General features: G+C 61.9%; 17 protein-coding genes. 10 read left to right on the forward strand and 7 right to left on the reverse strand.

The genetic code is table 11. The annotated features are described in order from the left end of the window. From BJI47_RS19155 to phoU, 4 genes are all read left to right on the forward strand, one after another. Nucleotides 1–957: acyl-ACP desaturase (locus tag BJI47_RS19155; RefSeq protein ID WP_088945241.1), on the forward strand; the 957-nt coding region annotated here is incomplete at its 5' end. A gap of 84 nt (nucleotides 958–1,041) precedes the next feature. Beyond that, a complete protein-coding gene (gene dusB, locus BJI47_RS19160; protein WP_088945242.1) occupies nucleotides 1,042–2,181 on the forward strand; it encodes a tRNA dihydrouridine synthase DusB in 1,140 nt (379 codons plus the stop codon). A gap of 117 nt (nucleotides 2,182–2,298) precedes the next feature. Further along, the gene (locus BJI47_RS19165; RefSeq protein WP_088945243.1) at nucleotides 2,299–4,272 is read left to right on the forward strand and encodes an LCP family protein; all 1,974 of its coding nucleotides are present in this window, start codon (nucleotides 2,299–2,301) and stop codon (nucleotides 4,270–4,272) included. A gap of 70 nt (nucleotides 4,273–4,342) precedes the next feature. After that, nucleotides 4,343–5,017, forward strand: coding sequence for a phosphate signaling complex protein PhoU (gene phoU, locus BJI47_RS19170; RefSeq protein ID WP_088945244.1), 675 nt, complete (start codon nucleotides 4,343–4,345; stop codon nucleotides 5,015–5,017). A gap of 132 nt (nucleotides 5,018–5,149) precedes the next feature. Here phoU and pstB read toward each other — a convergent pair whose 3' ends face one another. From pstB to BJI47_RS19200, 6 genes are all read right to left on the reverse strand, one after another. Next, complete coding sequence (pstB, locus tag BJI47_RS19175; protein WP_088945245.1) at nucleotides 5,150–5,926, reverse strand: phosphate ABC transporter ATP-binding protein PstB; 777 nt, start codon at nucleotides 5,924–5,926, stop codon at nucleotides 5,150–5,152. A 50-nt stretch (nucleotides 5,927–5,976) separates the two neighbouring features. Continuing rightward, nucleotides 5,977–6,885 (reverse strand): phosphate ABC transporter permease PstA, encoded by a 909-nt coding sequence (pstA, locus tag BJI47_RS19180; protein WP_088945246.1) that lies wholly within the window; start codon nucleotides 6,883–6,885, stop codon nucleotides 5,977–5,979. Nucleotides 6,886–6,890: 5 nt separating this feature from the next. Beyond that, nucleotides 6,891–7,934: a phosphate ABC transporter permease subunit PstC gene (gene pstC, locus BJI47_RS19185; RefSeq protein ID WP_088945388.1), complete on the reverse strand. Its 1,044-nt coding sequence runs from the start codon at nucleotides 7,932–7,934 to the stop codon at nucleotides 6,891–6,893. A 96-nt stretch (nucleotides 7,935–8,030) separates the two neighbouring features. Next, nucleotides 8,031–9,128 (reverse strand): phosphate ABC transporter substrate-binding protein PstS, encoded by a 1,098-nt coding sequence (gene pstS / locus BJI47_RS19190; RefSeq protein ID WP_088945247.1) that lies wholly within the window; start codon nucleotides 9,126–9,128, stop codon nucleotides 8,031–8,033. A gap of 142 nt (nucleotides 9,129–9,270) precedes the next feature. Beyond that, a complete protein-coding gene (mshD, locus tag BJI47_RS19195; protein ID WP_088945248.1) occupies nucleotides 9,271–10,206 on the reverse strand; it encodes a mycothiol synthase in 936 nt (311 codons plus the stop codon). Then, nucleotides 10,207–10,980, reverse strand: coding sequence for a response regulator transcription factor (locus tag BJI47_RS19200; protein ID WP_088945249.1), 774 nt, complete (start codon nucleotides 10,978–10,980; stop codon nucleotides 10,207–10,209). 167 nt (nucleotides 10,981–11,147) lie between these two features. On the opposite strand from BJI47_RS19200, the gene BJI47_RS19205 reads away from it, so the two are divergent. The 5 genes from BJI47_RS19205 to BJI47_RS19225 all read left to right on the forward strand — a co-directional run bounded on the left by BJI47_RS19205 (nucleotide 11,148) and on the right by BJI47_RS19225 (nucleotide 14,309). Next, nucleotides 11,148–11,927 (forward strand): LmeA family phospholipid-binding protein, encoded by a 780-nt coding sequence (locus BJI47_RS19205; RefSeq protein ID WP_176224971.1) that lies wholly within the window; start codon nucleotides 11,148–11,150, stop codon nucleotides 11,925–11,927. Beyond that, entirely contained in the window at nucleotides 11,924–12,340 is a 417-nt protein-coding gene (locus BJI47_RS19210; RefSeq protein ID WP_088945251.1) for a thioredoxin family protein, read from the forward strand. The genes BJI47_RS19205 and BJI47_RS19210 overlap by 4 nt, the downstream gene beginning before the upstream one ends. A gap of 284 nt (nucleotides 12,341–12,624) precedes the next feature. Next, the gene (locus BJI47_RS19215; RefSeq protein ID WP_088945252.1) at nucleotides 12,625–13,092 is read left to right on the forward strand and encodes a DUF4395 domain-containing protein; all 468 of its coding nucleotides are present in this window, start codon (nucleotides 12,625–12,627) and stop codon (nucleotides 13,090–13,092) included. Between the two features lie 72 nt (nucleotides 13,093–13,164). Continuing rightward, a complete protein-coding gene (locus BJI47_RS19220) occupies nucleotides 13,165–14,001 on the forward strand; it encodes a sulfurtransferase (protein WP_088945253.1) in 837 nt (278 codons plus the stop codon). Nucleotides 14,002–14,003: 2 nt separating this feature from the next. After that, nucleotides 14,004–14,309 carry a DUF1416 domain-containing protein gene (locus BJI47_RS19225; protein WP_088945254.1) on the forward strand — a complete coding sequence of 102 codons (306 nt, stop codon included), beginning with the start codon at nucleotides 14,004–14,006 and terminating at the stop codon, nucleotides 14,307–14,309. Nucleotides 14,310–14,373: 64 nt separating this feature from the next. Here BJI47_RS19225 and BJI47_RS19230 read toward each other — a convergent pair whose 3' ends face one another. Then, nucleotides 14,374–15,789 carry a cutinase family protein gene (locus tag BJI47_RS19230; protein ID WP_088945255.1) on the reverse strand — a complete coding sequence of 472 codons (1,416 nt, stop codon included), beginning with the start codon at nucleotides 15,787–15,789 and terminating at the stop codon, nucleotides 14,374–14,376. A 326-nt stretch (nucleotides 15,790–16,115) separates the two neighbouring features. Here BJI47_RS19230 and BJI47_RS19235 point away from each other — a divergent pair, with 326 nt between their 5' ends. Beyond that, nucleotides 16,116–16,790, forward strand: a complete 675-nt coding sequence (locus BJI47_RS19235; protein WP_088945256.1) for an FABP family protein — start codon at nucleotides 16,116–16,118, stop codon at nucleotides 16,788–16,790. The last annotated feature ends 80 nt before the right edge of the window (nucleotides 16,791–16,870 follow it).

A 16,870-nucleotide genomic window follows, 5' to 3' on the forward strand; every position in this document is an offset into this window, starting at 1 on the left:
ATGGCGAGGGATCTGACACAGCTGGAGCTGCTACACGAGCTGGTTCCTGTTGCGGAAGACAACGTGAACCGCCACATGTCGATGGCGAAGGAGTGGCACCCGCACGATTACGTGCCGTGGGACGAAGGCCGCAACTTCGCCGCACTCGGTGGGGTGGACTACGAACCGGAGCAGAGCAAACTCTCCGAGGTAGCGCGAGCAGCGATGATCACCAACCTGCTCACCGAGGACAATCTGCCCTCCTACCACCGCGAGATCGCCGAAAACTTTTCACAGGACGGCGCCTGGGGCACCTGGGTGGGACGGTGGACCGCCGAAGAGAACCGGCACGGCATCGTCATGCGCGACTACCTGGTGGTCACCCGCGGTGTCGATCCGGTCGCGCTCGAGCAGGCCCGGATGATTCACATGACCAACGGTTTCGCCTCGCCGGCGGGCGCAGAAACCGGACTGTTGCATTCGGTCTCGTACGTTACCTTCCAGGAACTCGCCACGCGTGTCTCGCATCGCAACACCGGCAAGGTGTGCGACGACCCGATCGCCGACCGGATGCTTCAGCGCATCGCGGCGGATGAGAACCTGCACATGATGTTCTACCGCAACGTCACCGCTGCCGCGCTCGACATCGCGCCGGATCAGACGTTGGAAGCGATCTCGCATATCGTGATGAACTTCCAGATGCCTGGTGCCGGGATGCCGAACTTCCGCCGCAACGGTGTGTTGATGGCCAAGCACGGCATCTACGATCTGCGTCAGCACCTCGAAGACGTGGTGTGGCCAGTGCTACGGAAGTGGCAGATCTTCGAACGCGAGGACTTCACCGGTGTCGGGGAATCCAAGCGTGAAGAACTGGCGGTGTTCCTCGAAGACCTCGAGCGTCAGGCCACCAAGTTCGAGGAAATGCGTGATCGTTCCCTCGCACGCGAAGCCGCCAAAGCAGAGGCACGCGCCTCCTGAATTTAGATGCCGTGTGCCCGGTACCGGTATCGGTGCCGGGCACACGGCATTTTAACCCGTCCACAGATTCAAGAGGCTTCTCCCATGACATTGCAGATCGGCTCGCTCGAGCTGAACAGTCCCGTTGTTCTCGCTCCGATGGCAGGTGTGACCAATGTGGCGTTCCGCACATTGTGCCGAGAGCAGGAGATAGCGCGTGCCGGCAGTACGTCCGGCCTGTATGTCTGCGAGATGGTCACCGCTCGTGCGCTCGTCGAGCGCCAGCCCGCCACGATGCACATGACGACCTTCGGTCCGATCGAAACCCCGCGGTCATTGCAGCTCTACACCGTGGATCCGGACACGACCTACGCCGCGGCGAAGATGATCGTCGATGACAACCTCGCCGACCACATCGACCTGAACTTCGGTTGCCCCGTTCCGAAGGTGACGCGAAAAGGCGGTGGCGCTGCGCTCCCCTACAAGCGCAAACTGTTCGGACGCATAGTGGCGGCCGCAGTGAAAGCGACAGAGGGGACGTCGATTCCGGTGACGGTCAAGTTCCGCGTCGGTATCGACGAAGAACATCACACACACCTCGACGCCGGCCGAATCGCAGCAGGCGAAGGGGCGGCAGCCGTTGCGCTGCACGCACGTACGGCCTCGCAGCGGTATTCGGGAACAGCCGACTGGAGTGAGATCGCTCGGTTGAAAGAGCACGTCACCGATGTCCCCATTCTCGGTAACGGCGACATCTTCTCGGCATCGGACGCCGTTCGGATGATGGCCGAAACCGGTTGTGACGGAGTCGTCGTCGGTCGAGGATGTCTGGGACGTCCGTGGTTGTTCGCCGAACTCAGTGCACGCTTCGCGGGGCGCGCAGAGCCTACGCCCCCGACACTCGGCGAGGTCACCGTCATCATCCGTCGCCATGCCGAACTTCTGGCTGCGCACCATGGCGAGAACAAGGGTCTTCGTGAACTGCGCAAGCACGTGTCGTGGTATTTGCGTGGTTTTCCAGCCGGATCCGACCTACGCGTGGCGATGGCATTGGTGAAGACCTTGACCGAGTTGGACGATCTTCTCGGTCAACTCGATCCGACAGTGGCATTCCCGAAAGATGCCGAAGGCCCACGGGGCAGACAGGGTTCGCCTGGCGTTGTGTCACTGCCCGAGGGATGGCTCGACGACCCCGAGGACGATCGAGTGCCCGTGGGGGCGGATTTGATGAATTCCGGCGGCTGACCGAGGTCACGGCCGCGAGGATCGGCCGGAGTGGACCCCACAGGTTTCCTCAGTATCATTGCGAGGATCGCCTGACTCGGCGGCAAGAGCGATACCCGGAAGGCCAGGTTCACATTCGTGGGTGACGATCGAGACTCGGGCCCACCTGCGCCCGAAGGACGAGCTCCCTGGGAGCGTCCGATCTCCCGAATCTCACACGAGCCTCGGTCACCGAGTAGCGTGCCGGTGGCGTCGAATCCGCCGTCATCCTCCCCGTCTGTATCCGACCGCCGAGTGCCCGAGCCAACCGTCGAGTCCGCGGACAGCGAAACGCCCAGCAGTAAATTCAACCGGCTAGGCAAGCGTTCCTCTCGGAAGTCCGACTCGGTATCGGTAGCCGATCTCGTGGACAAGATGGCCGACGACGATCCACCCGCCGAGACGCCGCCTGTTCGAGCGTGGCCCAGCCGACCCGACCTCGATGAACCCACTGAAAAGATCGATCCGATTACGGACTCGACCCCGCCACCGGTGAGCCCACCCCCGGTCGTTGCGTTGCCCGAGGCCGTCGGCGTCCCTGCCGATGATCGGCCGGTCCTGACCCGTTTGGCCATGAGCAAAGTGCGTCGGCAAAAGCGACTTCGCAACATCGGCCGCGGATTCGTCTCCCTCGTCGCAATTCTCGCGCTCACCCTCACCGGAATGGTCTGGGGGTACCTTCGGAGCACCGACAAAGGGTTCGCACAGGTCGCCGCCCTGGACATGGATTCGACGGACGTCGTGGACGCTGCCGGTCAATATGGTGACGAGACTTATCTGATCGTCGGAACAGACACTCGTACCGGTGCCAGCGGCGAGGTCGGCGCAGGCACGGTTGCCGATGCAGAGGGCGCCCGCTCGGATACCGTCATGCTGGTCAACATTCCTGCTGATCGAAGCCGTGTCGTCGCAGTCTCGTTCCCACGCGACCTCGATGTTGTTCGCCCTGAATGCGAGGGCTTCGACAATTCCAACAACACGTACACCGGCGAGATGTACCCGTCAGCGGACGGCGACAAGCTCAACGCGACCTATGCGCTCGGCGGGCCCAAGTGCCTCGTCAAGACGATCCAGAAGATCTCCGGCTTGAAGATCAGCCACTTCGTCGGTATGGACTTCGCCGGATTCGAATCGATGGTGGACGAAGTGGGTGGCGTCGAAGTCTGCACGCCGCAACCCCTGATCGACTATGAACTCGGCACTGTGCTGCAAACAGCTGGGGAGCAACGTATCGACGGCCGCACGGCGTTGAACTACGTACGCGCACGCAATGTGGAAAGCGAGGGCAACGGCGACTACGGGCGTATCAAGCGTCAACAACGGTTCCTGTCCTCCCTACTGCGCTCTGCGCTCTCGAACAAGGTCCTGCTCGACCCAGGAAAGCTCAACGGGTTCGTCAGCGCCTTCACCAGCGACACCTTCGTCGAGAACGTGAAGACCAAAGACCTCGTTACTCTCGGCCGTTCCCTGCAGAACGTCGACGCAGGAGCCGTCACCTTCCTGACGATCCCCACTTCGGGTACCAACGGCTGGGGCAACGAGATCCCGATCGACGACGCCATTGCGGTGATCTTCAGTGCCATCATCAACGATGATCCGTTGCCCGGCGAAGAACGTAAAGACCCGCCGCCCAGCGCGGAGCCGTCGGATCAACCGACAGCGCCGCTGCTGGCAGTCGATCCGACAACCGTCTCGATCCAGGTCTCCAATGCTTCCGAGAAGGTAGGGATGGCGGCCACTGCGTCCAGCGAACTGTCCACCTACGGTTTCCAGATTCTCGAAGTCGGTAACTTCGTCGGAACAGCCAAGCAGACCGTCGTCCGCTACTCGGAGGGCCAGGAATCCGAGGCTGCAACGGTGGCGTCGGCAATGCCCGGTGCAGTCATCGAGCAAGCGCAGGGGCTCGACAGCATCGTCGAGGTCGTGCTCGGCTCGGACTATCCCGGGTACACCACTGCACCGACGGCGTTCGGTGAGCCGATCGAAGCCACGCAAGTTCAGGGTTCGACCGAAGCCGCGCCGTTGCCCGAGGATTTGTCGTTCACAAACGCCGCCGACGATACCTGCGCCTGAGCAAGCCATTCACGCTCCGTTCACCCTCTCGACGGTGACCATATGGGTGCGACCAACTAAACTCGCTGGTATGCGCGTCGCCTACACAGAACAGATGAACGACCTTGCCGATATCCTCGGACAGATGGCCACACTGGCCGGCTCTGCGATGGAGAAGGCAACTCAGTCACTACTACAAGCAGATTTGCTCCTCGCCGAGCAGGTCATCTCCGATCACGACAAGATATCCGAACTGAGTACCGTCGCCGAAGAGAGGGCATTCACCCTCCTCGCGCTCCAAGCTCCGGTCGCCGGAGATCTCCGCTCGGTCGTATCAGGGATCCAGATCGTCGCCGACATCGAGCGGATGGGGGCCCTCGCCCTGCACGTCGCGAAGATCACCCGGCGTCGTCACCCCAACAACGCTCTCCCCGAGGAGGTCAACGGATACTTCGCCGAAATGGGTCGAATTGCCGTTCAACTCGGAGCATCTGCACGCGAGGTCCTCGAAACTCGTGATCCGGAGCGCGCCGCCAAGCTCCACGAGGAGGACGAGGCGATGGATGACCTCCATCGTCACCTGTTCACGGTGCTGATGGATCGCGAATGGAGTCACGGTGTCGCCGCAGCTGTAGACGTCACCCTTCTCGGTAGGTTCTACGAGCGCTTTGCCGACCACGCAGTCGAGGTCGGACGTCGAGTCATCTTCCTCGCCACCGGTGAAATGCCGACCGAGCTGAGCAACACACACCTGCCCAGCTCCTGATCGGTCCAAGTCTCCTGGACGTGCACAAGAAAAACCCCCGAACGCTCAGCGTTCGGGGGTTCTTTTCATCTGGACGTGCACAAGAAAAACCCCCGAACGCTCAGCGTTCGGGGGTTCTCTTCATCTGTTTCCCTAGCCGAAGCGACCGGAGATGTAGTCCTCGGTGGCTTTCTGGGTCGGATTGGAGAAAATCTTCTCGGTGTCGTCGATCTCGACGAGCTTGCCGGGCTTGCCGGTAGCTTCGAGATTGAAGAAGCCGGTCTGATCGCTCACGCGTGCGGCCTGCTGCATGTTGTGCGTGACGATGACGATCGTGAAGTCCTTTTTCAGCTCGCTGATGAGGTCTTCGATGGCAAGCGTGGAGATCGGGTCCAGCGCCGAGCACGGCTCGTCCATGAGGAGGACGTCGGGCTGCACTGCGATGGCACGGGCAATGCACAGGCGCTGTTGCTGTCCGCCGGAGAGCCCGCCACCGGGCTTGTCGAGGCGATCTTTGACCTCGTTCCACAGGTTCGCACCTTTGAGGGAGCGCTCGGCGACCTCGTCGAGCTCCTTCTTACTTTGTCCACCCTGTAGCTTCAGACCTGCGACGACGTTGTCCCGAATCGACATAGTCGGAAAAGGGTTCGGGCGCTGGAAGACCATGCCGATGGTGCGACGCACACCGACCGGATCGACGTTGGACCCGTAGATGTCCTCACCGTCAAGGAGCACAGATCCTTCGACGCGCGCACCCGGTATCACCTCATGCATACGGTTGAGCGATCGTAGAACTGTGGACTTGCCGCAGCCGGAGGGCCCGATGAAGGCTGTCACTCCACGCGGGGGAACTGCGAGGGTGACCCCTGCGACGGCCTGAAACTTGCCGTAGAAGATATTGACGTCTTTCAGGTCGAGACGTTTTGCCATGATTGGCTCCTGGGTTTCGCGAGCGGGGAGATTCGTGTGTAGCGCAGTGGTCAGAAGCTCTTGGGAGAGAAGAACTTGGAGACCAACTTCGCGCCGATGTTGAGCAAAGCGATGATCAGGATCAGCGTCAGTGCTGCTCCCCACATCCGCTCGCTGGTGAGTACGCCGGTTCCTGCTTTCTGCAGGTCGACCATCATGAGCGGCAAGGACGTCTGCGGCCCTTCGAACAAGTTGAAGTTGATCGCGGTGGCGGAGCCGACCAGAATCAGCACCGGCGCAGTCTCACCCATGACACGGGCCAGTGCGAGCATGATGCCGGTGACGATGCCGGAAAGTGCCGTTGGCACGACGATCTTCGCGATGGTCTTCCATTTCGGCACACCGAGTGCATACGACGCCTCGCGCAGATCCTGCGGAACGATACGCAGCATCTCCTCGGACGACCGCACGATCACCGGGATCATCAACAGGACCAAGGCAAGCGCGACGGCGATGCCGGACCGGTCGAAACCGAACGTGGCGATCCACAGCGTGTAGATGAACAGCGCGGCGACGATGGACGGGACACCGGTCAGAATGTCGACCATGAAGGTCGTCACTTTCGCGAGGCGCGTTCCGACACCGTATTCGACGAGATAGATGGCGACGAAGACACCGATCGGAATCGAAATCAACGCGCAGAACAATCCCTGTATGAGTGTGCCGACTATGGCGTGATAAGCGCCACCGCCAGCTATGAACTGAGTGAGGCCTGCTTGCGAATTCGTCCACCACTCGAGGTTGTCTACTGCTCCGATGCCGCGAGAGATCACCGTGTACAGCACCCAGATGAGTGGAACCAGCGCGACCAACACGGACAGACTGACCAGTACTGTCGCGAATCCGTTGGTGAACTTGCGCCGAGGACTGACACCCTTGAAGGTCTGTTCCTTGACCGGGCGGTCCAGCGTTGCGGTCATGGCTCCTAGGCCTTCTTTCCGGCGATGGCGGCACGAGCACCCGCGTTGACGACAAAGGTGAGAACGAAGAGAACGAGCCCGGCCGCGATATAGGCACCCGCCTGCAGCTGGTTGTTGAACTCACCTGCCGCGAGCGCGATCTTCGTTGCAAAGGTGTTTCCGCCGTCGAAAAGTGTCCATCCGAAAGTAGATTGCGTGCTGCGGATGATGATGTACAGCGCGATGGTCTCGCCGAGAGCGCGTCCGAGCCCGAGCATCGAGCCACTGACGAATCCAGATTTTCCGAATGGGATGACGGTAGTCCGGACGACTTCCCACCGAGTTGCGCCGAGCGCGAGGGCTGCCTCGATCTGCCCTTTCGGCGTCTGGACGAACACTTCACGCGTCACTGCGGCGATGATCGGAAGGACCATGACGGCGAGCACGATGCCGCCGGTAAATATAGTTCCTCCACCGGCGATCGATACCGAACCGGTCGCGAAGAGCGGGAACCAGGCGAGATTGGTGTTGAGCCATTCCGCGAACGGGCTGATGGCCGGTGCCAGGACGTAGAGGCCCCAGAGTCCGAAGACGATCGACGGCACAGCAGCGAGCAGATCGATGATGTAGGCCAAGGGTCCCGAGACCTTCTTGGGCGCGTAGTTGGTGAGATAGACCGCAATTCCGAGCGCGACCGGCATCGCCAGAACCAGAGCGAAAATCGACACGGTCACGGTTACCAAGAACAGGTCCCGGATTCCGAACAACATTGCCGAAGTGTCCGAGGTGTTCCAGCTGCCGTTGTACGTCAGAAAGTTGACCGTGTTGTTCTGTAGCGCCGGGATCGCCCGCCACAGCAAGAACAATGCGATGGCAGCGATGAGCACGATGATGAAGACACCAGACCCCTTGGCGAGGGTGGCGAAGATTCGGTCACCTGGGCGAGTGACGGTACCGCCCTTGGCCTTCTTGTCCGGCAATTTTTTGGACTCTTCCGTGTTCCGCGGCGCGTCGGTCGCGGTGGATTCATCCGCGGACGTATCGCCGGTGATCGAGTGGGTGTCGCTCATACCGTTCACGTCTCTCGTGTGGTGGTCGAGGACGAGACCTGCTCGATGCCTCGGTTGTCATTGCACAGCATCGACACAGGCTCTCGTCTCATTGAATCAGGCGATCGCGTTGATCGCAGTGACCAAACGCTCCTTGAAAGACTCGGGCAGCGGAACGTAGCCTGCTTCCTCGAGACCCTGCTGGCCTTCGTTTGCGGCACTGAGCAGGAAGGACTTCACAGCCGCGCTGGTGTCGGCGTCGTAACCCTTCGAGCAGACAACTTCGTAGGTTGCAAGAACCAGCGGGTAGGAATTCTCGATGTCGCTGGCGTAGAGGGCGTCGATATCGATGACGAGGTCGTTGCCCTCGCCGGAGAACGCGGCAGTATCGATGGCCGCGCCCGCGGTCTCACTGCTCAGCTCGACCGGCCCATTGCCGAAGTCGACATCGGCGGTGCCGAGACTTTCCTGGTCTGCGAAGCCCTTCTCGACGTAGGTGATCGAGCCAGGAGTCGCAGCGACTGCCTGTGCGACCCCGGAGGAGCCGTTCGCGCCTTCGCCGACGCCGCCGGCCCAATCGGAGCTGTGGTCGAGTGTCCACGCCTCGGGCGCGGACGCTGCGAGGAAGCGCTGAAAGTTGTCGCTGGTGCCCGAGGAGTCGGAGCGGTAGATCGGCGTGATGGGGGTTGCCGGCAGCGAGACGCCCTCGTTGACAGCGGCAACTGCCGGGTCGTTCCAGCTGGTGATCTGGCCGGTGAACATGCGGGCCGCGAGGTCGGGAGTAACGACGAGGTTGTCGACACCGTCGAGGTTGTAGGCGATAGCAACCGGGCCGAATACGAGCGGAAGGTTCCAGGCGGGGTTAGCCTGGCACCGCTCGGCAGCCGCGGCGGCCTGCTCTGCCTTGATGGCCGAGTCCGAGCCTGCGAAGTCCACGAGGCCGGCGACGAACTGGGTGCGGCCGTTGCCCGAACCACTCGTCGTGTACTCGACAGCCTTACCGGAGCACACGCCCGCGTAAACCGAAGTGAAGTTGGACATCGCGTTCTGTTGAGCAGAGCTTCCTTCGCCCGTCAGCGGGGATTTGCCCTCACATGAGGCGGCCGTATCCGTCCCGGATGCCGATTCCACGTTCGAGTCGCTGCCGCACGCTGTCAGCAGCATGGCACTGATCGCCACTGCGCTGATCAAAGCAGCATTGCGCTTGAGGTTCACCGTTTCCTCCGAGGATTCTTGTTGCCGTTGTCGCTTAAAAGGGCAGCGTCTGCGCTACCCACCAGCAAAACGTAAAGGGAGCCGGTTGACAGCTACCCCCGAAACAGTGAACGGAGAATGAACAGAGCGGGCATTTGTCCGTTTATGGGCGTGTATACGCCGTGTCGACGTGGAAACGCGAAAAACCGAGACGTTCGTAGGTGTGCACCGCAGCTGTATTGTCCGCCTCGACGTAGAGCAGCACTTCGGCAAGCTGTCGGTCGCGCAGGTAGTGCAGGCCTGCGAGGGTCAGAACCCGACCGAGACCACGCCCCTGCGACGCCGGGTCGATACCGACGACGTAGACCTCGCCGATCTCGTCTTCGCCTGCCTCGGCGGCGTGCACTTTCGTCCAGTGAAAGCCGAGCAGATGATCGGTACCTTCTTCGAAAGCGAGGAACACCCCGACCGGGTCGAACCATTCTTCGTCGCGGCGTTCGGCAATGTCCTTCGCGGTCCAGCCGCCTTGTTCGGGATGCCAGGCAAACGCTGCACTGTTGACGCGAAGAAGTTCCGTATCGTCGCGAGCCCCTTCGTACGTGCGCAGTGTAATACTTTCCGGCACAATCACTTCCGGCAGTTCCGGCGCTCTCAGCGAGCGACGCATTTGCAGCAGTTCACGAGCCACCGTCAGACCGAGCCGGGCGGCGACTGCCTGTGCCGGTTCGAGGTTTCCGTGGGCCCAGACTCGGGCTCCGTCACCGCCCTCGGACAGTGCACGGTCGACGAGGCTTCGCCCTGCGCCTCGGCCGCGGAACTCCGGATCCACGACGACTTCAGCCATCGGCGGAGCCTCGTCCGAACCAGCTGCGATGCCCGCGTAGCCGACGATACGAGTGCCCTCGGAAACAACCAGGTGCTGCACCGACTTGTCCGCCGAGATGGCCTTGTCCGCCGAGATGGCTTTGACAGCCTGTTCCGACAGGGGAGCGGTGCCGTCGGTGACGGCGGCACGTGACACCACCGCCTTGACTGCCTCGGACACCTCCGAGGTCATCGCGGCGGAGTGGAATCGGAAGATTTCGAACGAGGAGTTCATCTACTGAGCCGCACTTCCCTGGGTCGTGCCGTTGATCGAGGTCGACTCGGCGCCGTCATGGCCATCGTCTTCGTGACCTGTAGCGACCGGCCCGCCCTTTGCGGTGCGGGACGGGCGCACCGCCTTGTATCCGACGTTCCGAACAGTACCGATCAGCGACTCGTACTCGGTGCCGAGTTTCGCGCGTAGGCGTCGAACATGCACGTCCACTGTTCGAGTGCCACCGAAGAAGTCGTATCCCCACACCTCTTGGAGCAACTGCGCACGCGTGAAGACTCGCCCGGCATGCAAAGCCAGATACTTGAGGAGTTCGAACTCCTTGTACGTCAGATCGAGTGGGCGCCCGCGCAGCCGTGCAGTGTAGGTGCCCTCGTCGATGACGAGTTCGCCGAGAGTGATTTTTCCCGACGCCTCCGGACTTGCCGCTCCCCCGGAACGTGCGACGAGTAGACGGAGTCGGGCATCGATCTCAGCGGGCCCGGTGCCGGGAAGAAGAATGTCGTCCAGGCCCCATTCGGAGTTGACGGCGACGAGACCGCCCTCGGTGAGTACGGCCACCACCGGGATCGCCGAACCGGTACTGCCCAGCAACCGGCACAACCCGCGTGCGGCGGCCAAGTCGGTGCGAGCGTCGACCAGGGCGATGTCGGCGGAACCCGCCTCGAGGAGTGAGGAAACTTCCGTGGGAACAGGCCGCACATTGTGCGACAGAAGCGCAAGCGACGGTAGAACGGCCTCCGGGTTCGGATCGGAGGTCAGAAGCAGGAGCTCCACACAGCCTCTATTCTTACCGCTGTCGTGCCGATATCGAACTGAGTCGAATTCTCGGCGGGACGCCGTCTTCGGAGCGAAGCCGACGGCTTTCTCAGGGGGTAAGACTAACTTGCCAACGGGGACCACCGTTCAACGCAGTCCCGGATCCGTCGGTCACAATGGTCCCCATGCGCAAACTGATCATCGGTCTCGTGAGTCTGCTGGCACTCGCTCTTGTCGTCGACTTCGGGGTTGCGGCCTACTCCGAGTACCGCGTCTCGCGCGCAATTCGTGAGGGCGGGGACCTCACCTCCGACCCTCAGGTCACGATTCACGGTTTCCCTTTTCTGACCCAGGCCGCCGAAGGCAAGTACCAGAACGTGGAGGTCCGGGCACAGGACGTCCCCAGCGATTTCGTCGGGTCGACGACCATCGAAGCCAATCTGCGTGGCGTATCGATCCCCCTGTCGGATTTGGCCGATGGGTCGGTTCAGACCGTTCCCGTCGATAAACTCGACGGTCGGGTGCGCATCGAAGCGACAGACCTCGGACGCTTCCTCGGCATCGTCGACCTGCAGGTTTCTGCGCCACCCGCCGACAAGTCGGACGGCACGGGCGGTTCGGGTGGGTCCGGAAAGACGACGAACGGCGGAGTAGTGCTTACCGGCACCGTTCCTGTCGGCCCGGTCGAAACCGAAGTCAGCGTCCAGGCAGATCTGATTCTCGATGGTGATCGGGTGAGCGTCGTCGCCACCGATTTCTACTTCGGCCCCGAAGGCAGTGCAGACTTCACGATCCCAGACTTCGCGAAGTCTGCTGTACTCGGTCAGTTCACCAAGACGATAGAGCGACAGACGCTTCCGTTCGGAGTGCTCCCTACCGATGTCTATGCGGAGGGTTCGCAGATCGTGATCGAAGGCTCGGCGGAGAATGTGACGATCGACTTGGACCAGATCGAAAAGTCATGACCGGAATCACAATTCTCGTTGTCGTATTGGTTGCTGCATCGGTGGTCGGCGTAATCCTCACCTCACGCGCCGGAAAGGTGCGGCACGCAGCCGCGGAGGGAACTTCCCCGCGCTTGAACGCCATGCTGAGGGACGCCGGCGCGGTGGTAGGGCACGCCACGATTCTGCACTTCTCCGCCGACTGGTGTGGCCCCTGCAGTGCTGTGCGACGCGTGGTGGGACAAGTGCTCGCCGAACTGGACGGTCCCACCGAGCTCGAGCTCGACATCGACGAACATCAGGCGCTCGCCCGGGAGCTGGGCGTCCTGTCGCTTCCGACGACATTCGTTCTCGACGGGCAGCTGAACCAGCGCGTTCGGATTGCCGGAGTCCCGAAAGCGGCCGCCCTCGAAGCTGCGTTACTCGACCTGTAGTTCTACTGGTCGGACTTCTCAGGGTATGGTGTTCGATGTGTTGTCCCGCCATGAGCTGTTGCTCACCAGTCGTCGCACGGTAGACCTGTGCCGACTGGGCGGTTGTTGCTGTCGCTGCTGCTGATCCCTCGTTCCGCCGGTGCCCATGGTGCGCACTCCGGAAAACTTTCAGGCGATCACGGGTAGATCCTTCATTACCCCTCTGCAGATGTGCTGGTTCCGTACTTCGGACCCGCCTCGACAACCGATTCGTTCAACAAATCAAGCGCAGGAGCACTTTCTCGATGTCTACTGACCTACATTCCGCGGTCGAACAAGTCGATGCCCGTGGCCCGCGATTCGCGGCCTGGATCACCACCGCCGTACTCGTCGTAGTTCTGCTGCTGTCGTCCTTCTCCGTTGCTGCCGCGGCAGTGCTTCTGGCTGCGCAGGCCGTGGTCTTCGCGATCGGTGCGGCCTTCGGTCCACGGCGCAGCCCTTACGGCCGATTGTTCGCCCTGTTTCTCGCACCGAGGTTGTCGCCTGTCGGCGAACGCGAGCCGACACCGCCACTGAGGTTCGCGCAGCTCGTCGGCTTCATGTTCGCGACCGCCGGTGTCATCGGTTTCGCCGCTGGGCTACCGACTCTCGGCGCTGTGGCCACTGGCTTCGCATTGTTCGCCGCCTTCCTCAATGCGGCCTTCGCTTTGTGCCTCGGCTGCCAGATCTATCCCCTCGTGGCGCGGCTGCGACCGCAGCCCGCTCACGCCTGACTACCTACCCACCTATCCATCACCGACCGACACAATTTCTCCCCTCTGATATCCATCACCGAAAGGAAACCCATGGCCCGCTCCGACGTCCTGGTCTCTGCCGACTGGGCCGAGCAGAACCTGAACGCCACGAAGACCGTTTTCGTCGAGGTCGACGAAGATGCAAGCGCCTACGACGGCGGTCACATCGAAGGCGCAGTGAAACTCGACTGGCGCAAGGACCTGCAGGACCCGGTTCGCCGCGACTTCCTCGGCCAGGACCAGTTCTCAGATCTCCTGTCGGCGAAGGGAATCGCCAACGACGACACCATCGTGCTGTACGGCGGTAACAACAACTGGTTCGCCGCGTACGCGTACTGGTACTTCAAGTTGTACGGCCACAAGGACGTCAAGCTCATCGACGGCGGCCGCAAGAAGTGGGAACTCGACGGTCGTCCGCTGTCGAGCGATGTCGTCACCCGGGACACGACGCAGTACCGGGCACAAGCGCCCGACCTGTCGATCCGCGCATTCCGCGACGAGGTCATCGACGCCATCGGCAACAAGAACCTCATCGATGTGCGCTCCCCCGACGAGTTCTCCGGCAAGATCCTCGCGCCGGCGCACCTGCCGCAGGAGCAGGCGCAGCAGCGTGGACACGTGCCCTCTGCGATCAATATCCCGTGGAGCACCACAGCCAACGAGGACGGCACGTTCAAGAACGACGACACCCTCGAGGCGCTGTACAAGGAAAAGGGCTACGACGAGGGCAAGGCGACCATCGCTTACTGCCGCATCGGCGAGCGCTCGAGCCATACCTGGTTCGTTTTGAAGGAACTTCTCGGCAAGTCCGACGTCAAGAACTACGACGGCAGCTGGGTCGAGTACGGCTCCCTCGTCGGAGCACCCATCGAGTTGGAGGTTCACTGATCATGTGCGGAGCGCCCGTTCAAGGCCAAACGATTCCGGCAGGCGTCGATGTCGAGAAGGAGACCGTCATCACCGGTCGTGTTCTTGCCACCGACGGTGAGCCTGTGGGCGGCGCATTCGTGCGTTTGCTCGACGGCACCGGCGAGTTCACAGCAGAGGTAGTGGCGTCGGGAACCGGAGACTTCCGGTTCTTCGCAGCGCCCGGCCAGTGGACCTTGCGTGCACTGTCCTCATCCGGCAACGGTGAAGCGGTGATCACCCCGGAGGGTGCAGGCGTGCACTCGGCGGATGTGACTGTCGGAGCCTGATTACTCCCAGCACACGAAAAGCCCCGCATCGATCTCCTTCGATGCGGGGCTCTTTCGTGTGTGTCTAGTTCTGCGGTAGCACTATGCCGAAGGAATCGAGCAGTGCTCCCAAATCGGTGTCACGTGTGGGGGTTCCGGGCGTCGGGAGGGTTTGCGGAGCTGGGCTGGGATCGACCTCAGAGGGTGCCGGAGGTGCGTCGTCGACGCCCTTTTTCTCGCGTTCGGTTTCGGCCAGATCCGTCACCCAGGCGACAATTTTTTCGCTCTCCCACACACGGCCGTCATTCGGATTGTTGTTCCAGTACAACAGGTGCTGGAGGAATCCGAAAAAGATGTACGGCTCGATGAAGACGTCTATTATCCCCTTGTTGTTCTCCAGCAGGCCTTCGCCTTCGGCACGCACTTTCGCACGCACCGTCTCGGCTCCTGGCCCCATCGCCCAGTCGAGGTCTTCGCGTAGACGCTCGGGGGTCAGACCTGCACGGGCTTTCCCTTCGTCGACCTGGTAAGTCTGATCGGAAACTTTGACGAGCACTTCGAGCAATGTCTCCTCGGACCCGACCCAGTCCTTCTGGGTGACGATGTCGACGATCGCGCGGGTGGCGATGGAAGTCACGGCACGGGCGAAGTCGGCGACGGTCTGGACGGGGTCGAGCACTGTCAGCCGCATCTGTCCGAGCACTCCGAGTGCCAGTTGCAGCGCGAGAATGTTCTCGGGAGCGTCGCACGCGAGATCGTAGGGCCGACAAGCCCACGTCATCTTGTCGTTCAGCGTGCCGTAATCCTTGGCCTCCGGCGACTGGAACCCACCGCGTGTTGGGCCGGGCTCGTCGATATTGGGTACGCCCGCAGGTCGGTACGGATCCCCCAAGAGTGCGACACCGGCGACGTCCTCGCCCGTGACGAGCGCATCGGGAGAGCGGTGTCCGAGTTCCATCGCCACACGCTCGACCACCTCGCCGCCGACGCTGTATCCGAGGAGCACGAACTTGGTGTCCTCGCCGCACTTGCTCTTGTACTCGTCGAGCAGACGGTTGGTCGATCCGACGCCCGCGGCAACCGATTCCTGGTACGTCGGCACGTCGGACAGGAATCCCACTCCGTACGTCGATGGATACGGGACGTAGAGCCAACCGACCGATCCCGGGTTTTTCGCGCCGGCCTGGCCGACAGGGAGCGTCACGTTGCCCACCCAATTGGACATCGGCGAGCGGGATTCTTCGTTCAGCGGATCACGATCGGCGTCCGAATCGGTGGCGCCGGATACTGTGAGCATCAATATGTCCGGGCACTCTTGGGCAAAGTTGTTCGGGTCGATATTCGGGCCGTCGTCTTCGGAAGAGGACCCGGCTGCAGACCCCGTCGAGGACGAGCCCGAGTCCGGGGATGCGGCTGCCGCCGCAGGAACGGCAAGGAGCAGCGCCACTCCCAGCGTCGCGGACTTGGTCAATATCGAGCCCGCACGTGTTCGGCGACGCATTCGAGATCCTCTCCAGCACACTTCGAGACAGCTTTCGACCAGACAAAAGATGTCGGGCGTAGACCGCCCGACACCACACTGGAGAAGCTACCGTGCCCAGCCCCCATCGTTTGCTACAGAGTGTGAAACCCCGATGTCAGGGGCCGAATTCTGGGAAATCGCACTATCGACTCCCGGGTTCTCCCCACCGCGATTCTGCGCAGTGAATCGGGTGGGTCTAAACTCGTCGTCGTGGTCATCTTCTTCGAGCTTCTGCTGGCACTGGCTGCAGTAGCCATCATCGCGTTCTCGCTCTACGTCGTCTATCGCTTGGTCACCGAAGAATCGTGACCGAGAGCGCAGCTGACGGGTCGGGCGAGACCACACGGTCCGCCAATGATGCGATCGCCGAAGCTGCCGAGAAGTTTGCGGCGGCGTCGGCACGCAACATTCCGACGTTGCCTGATCTTCCGCACCCCGAAGACACCGCCAACCTTCGCCTCGGACCCGAACTGAATCCAGCGATGCTTGCGCTGCTTCCCCTTGTCGGCGTCTGGCGCGGCGAAGGTGAGGGTCGCGATCCCGAGTCGGGGCAGGAGTACCCGTTCGGGCAGCAAATTGTCGTCTCGCATGACGGTGGGGCCTACCTCAGCTGGGAATCTCGCTCTTGGCGCCTCGACTCCGACGGCAACTACGCGCACCCAGACCTTCGCGAAACCGGTTTTTGGCGAATCACCGGTGATGACGTCAAGGGCAGCGAGACGCCGGAGGTCATCGAGTTTCTGCTGACGCACAGCACTGGCGTCGTCGAACTCTATTACGGGCACGCGCTCAATCAGACTTCCTGGGAACTCGCGACCGATGTCGTCATCCGGTCCACTTCGGGTGCCCTCGTCGGTGGTGCCAAGCGCCTCTACGGCATCGTCGATGGTGCCGACCTCGCGTACGTCGAAGAACGTGTCGACGCCGACGGAGAGCTCGCACCGCGGCTGTCTGCTCGCCTCATCCGCTATATCGGCTGAAGTCACTCATCGGTCCTTCGGACAATACTTCCTGCGCACGCGAACGGCCCCCGAGCCATACCTGCTTTCAGGTCTCGGCC

The sequence above is a fragment of the Rhodococcus sp. 1168 genome, from assembly GCF_002091955.1.
Taxonomy (GTDB): Bacteria; Actinomycetota; Actinomycetes; order Mycobacteriales; family Mycobacteriaceae; genus Rhodococcoides.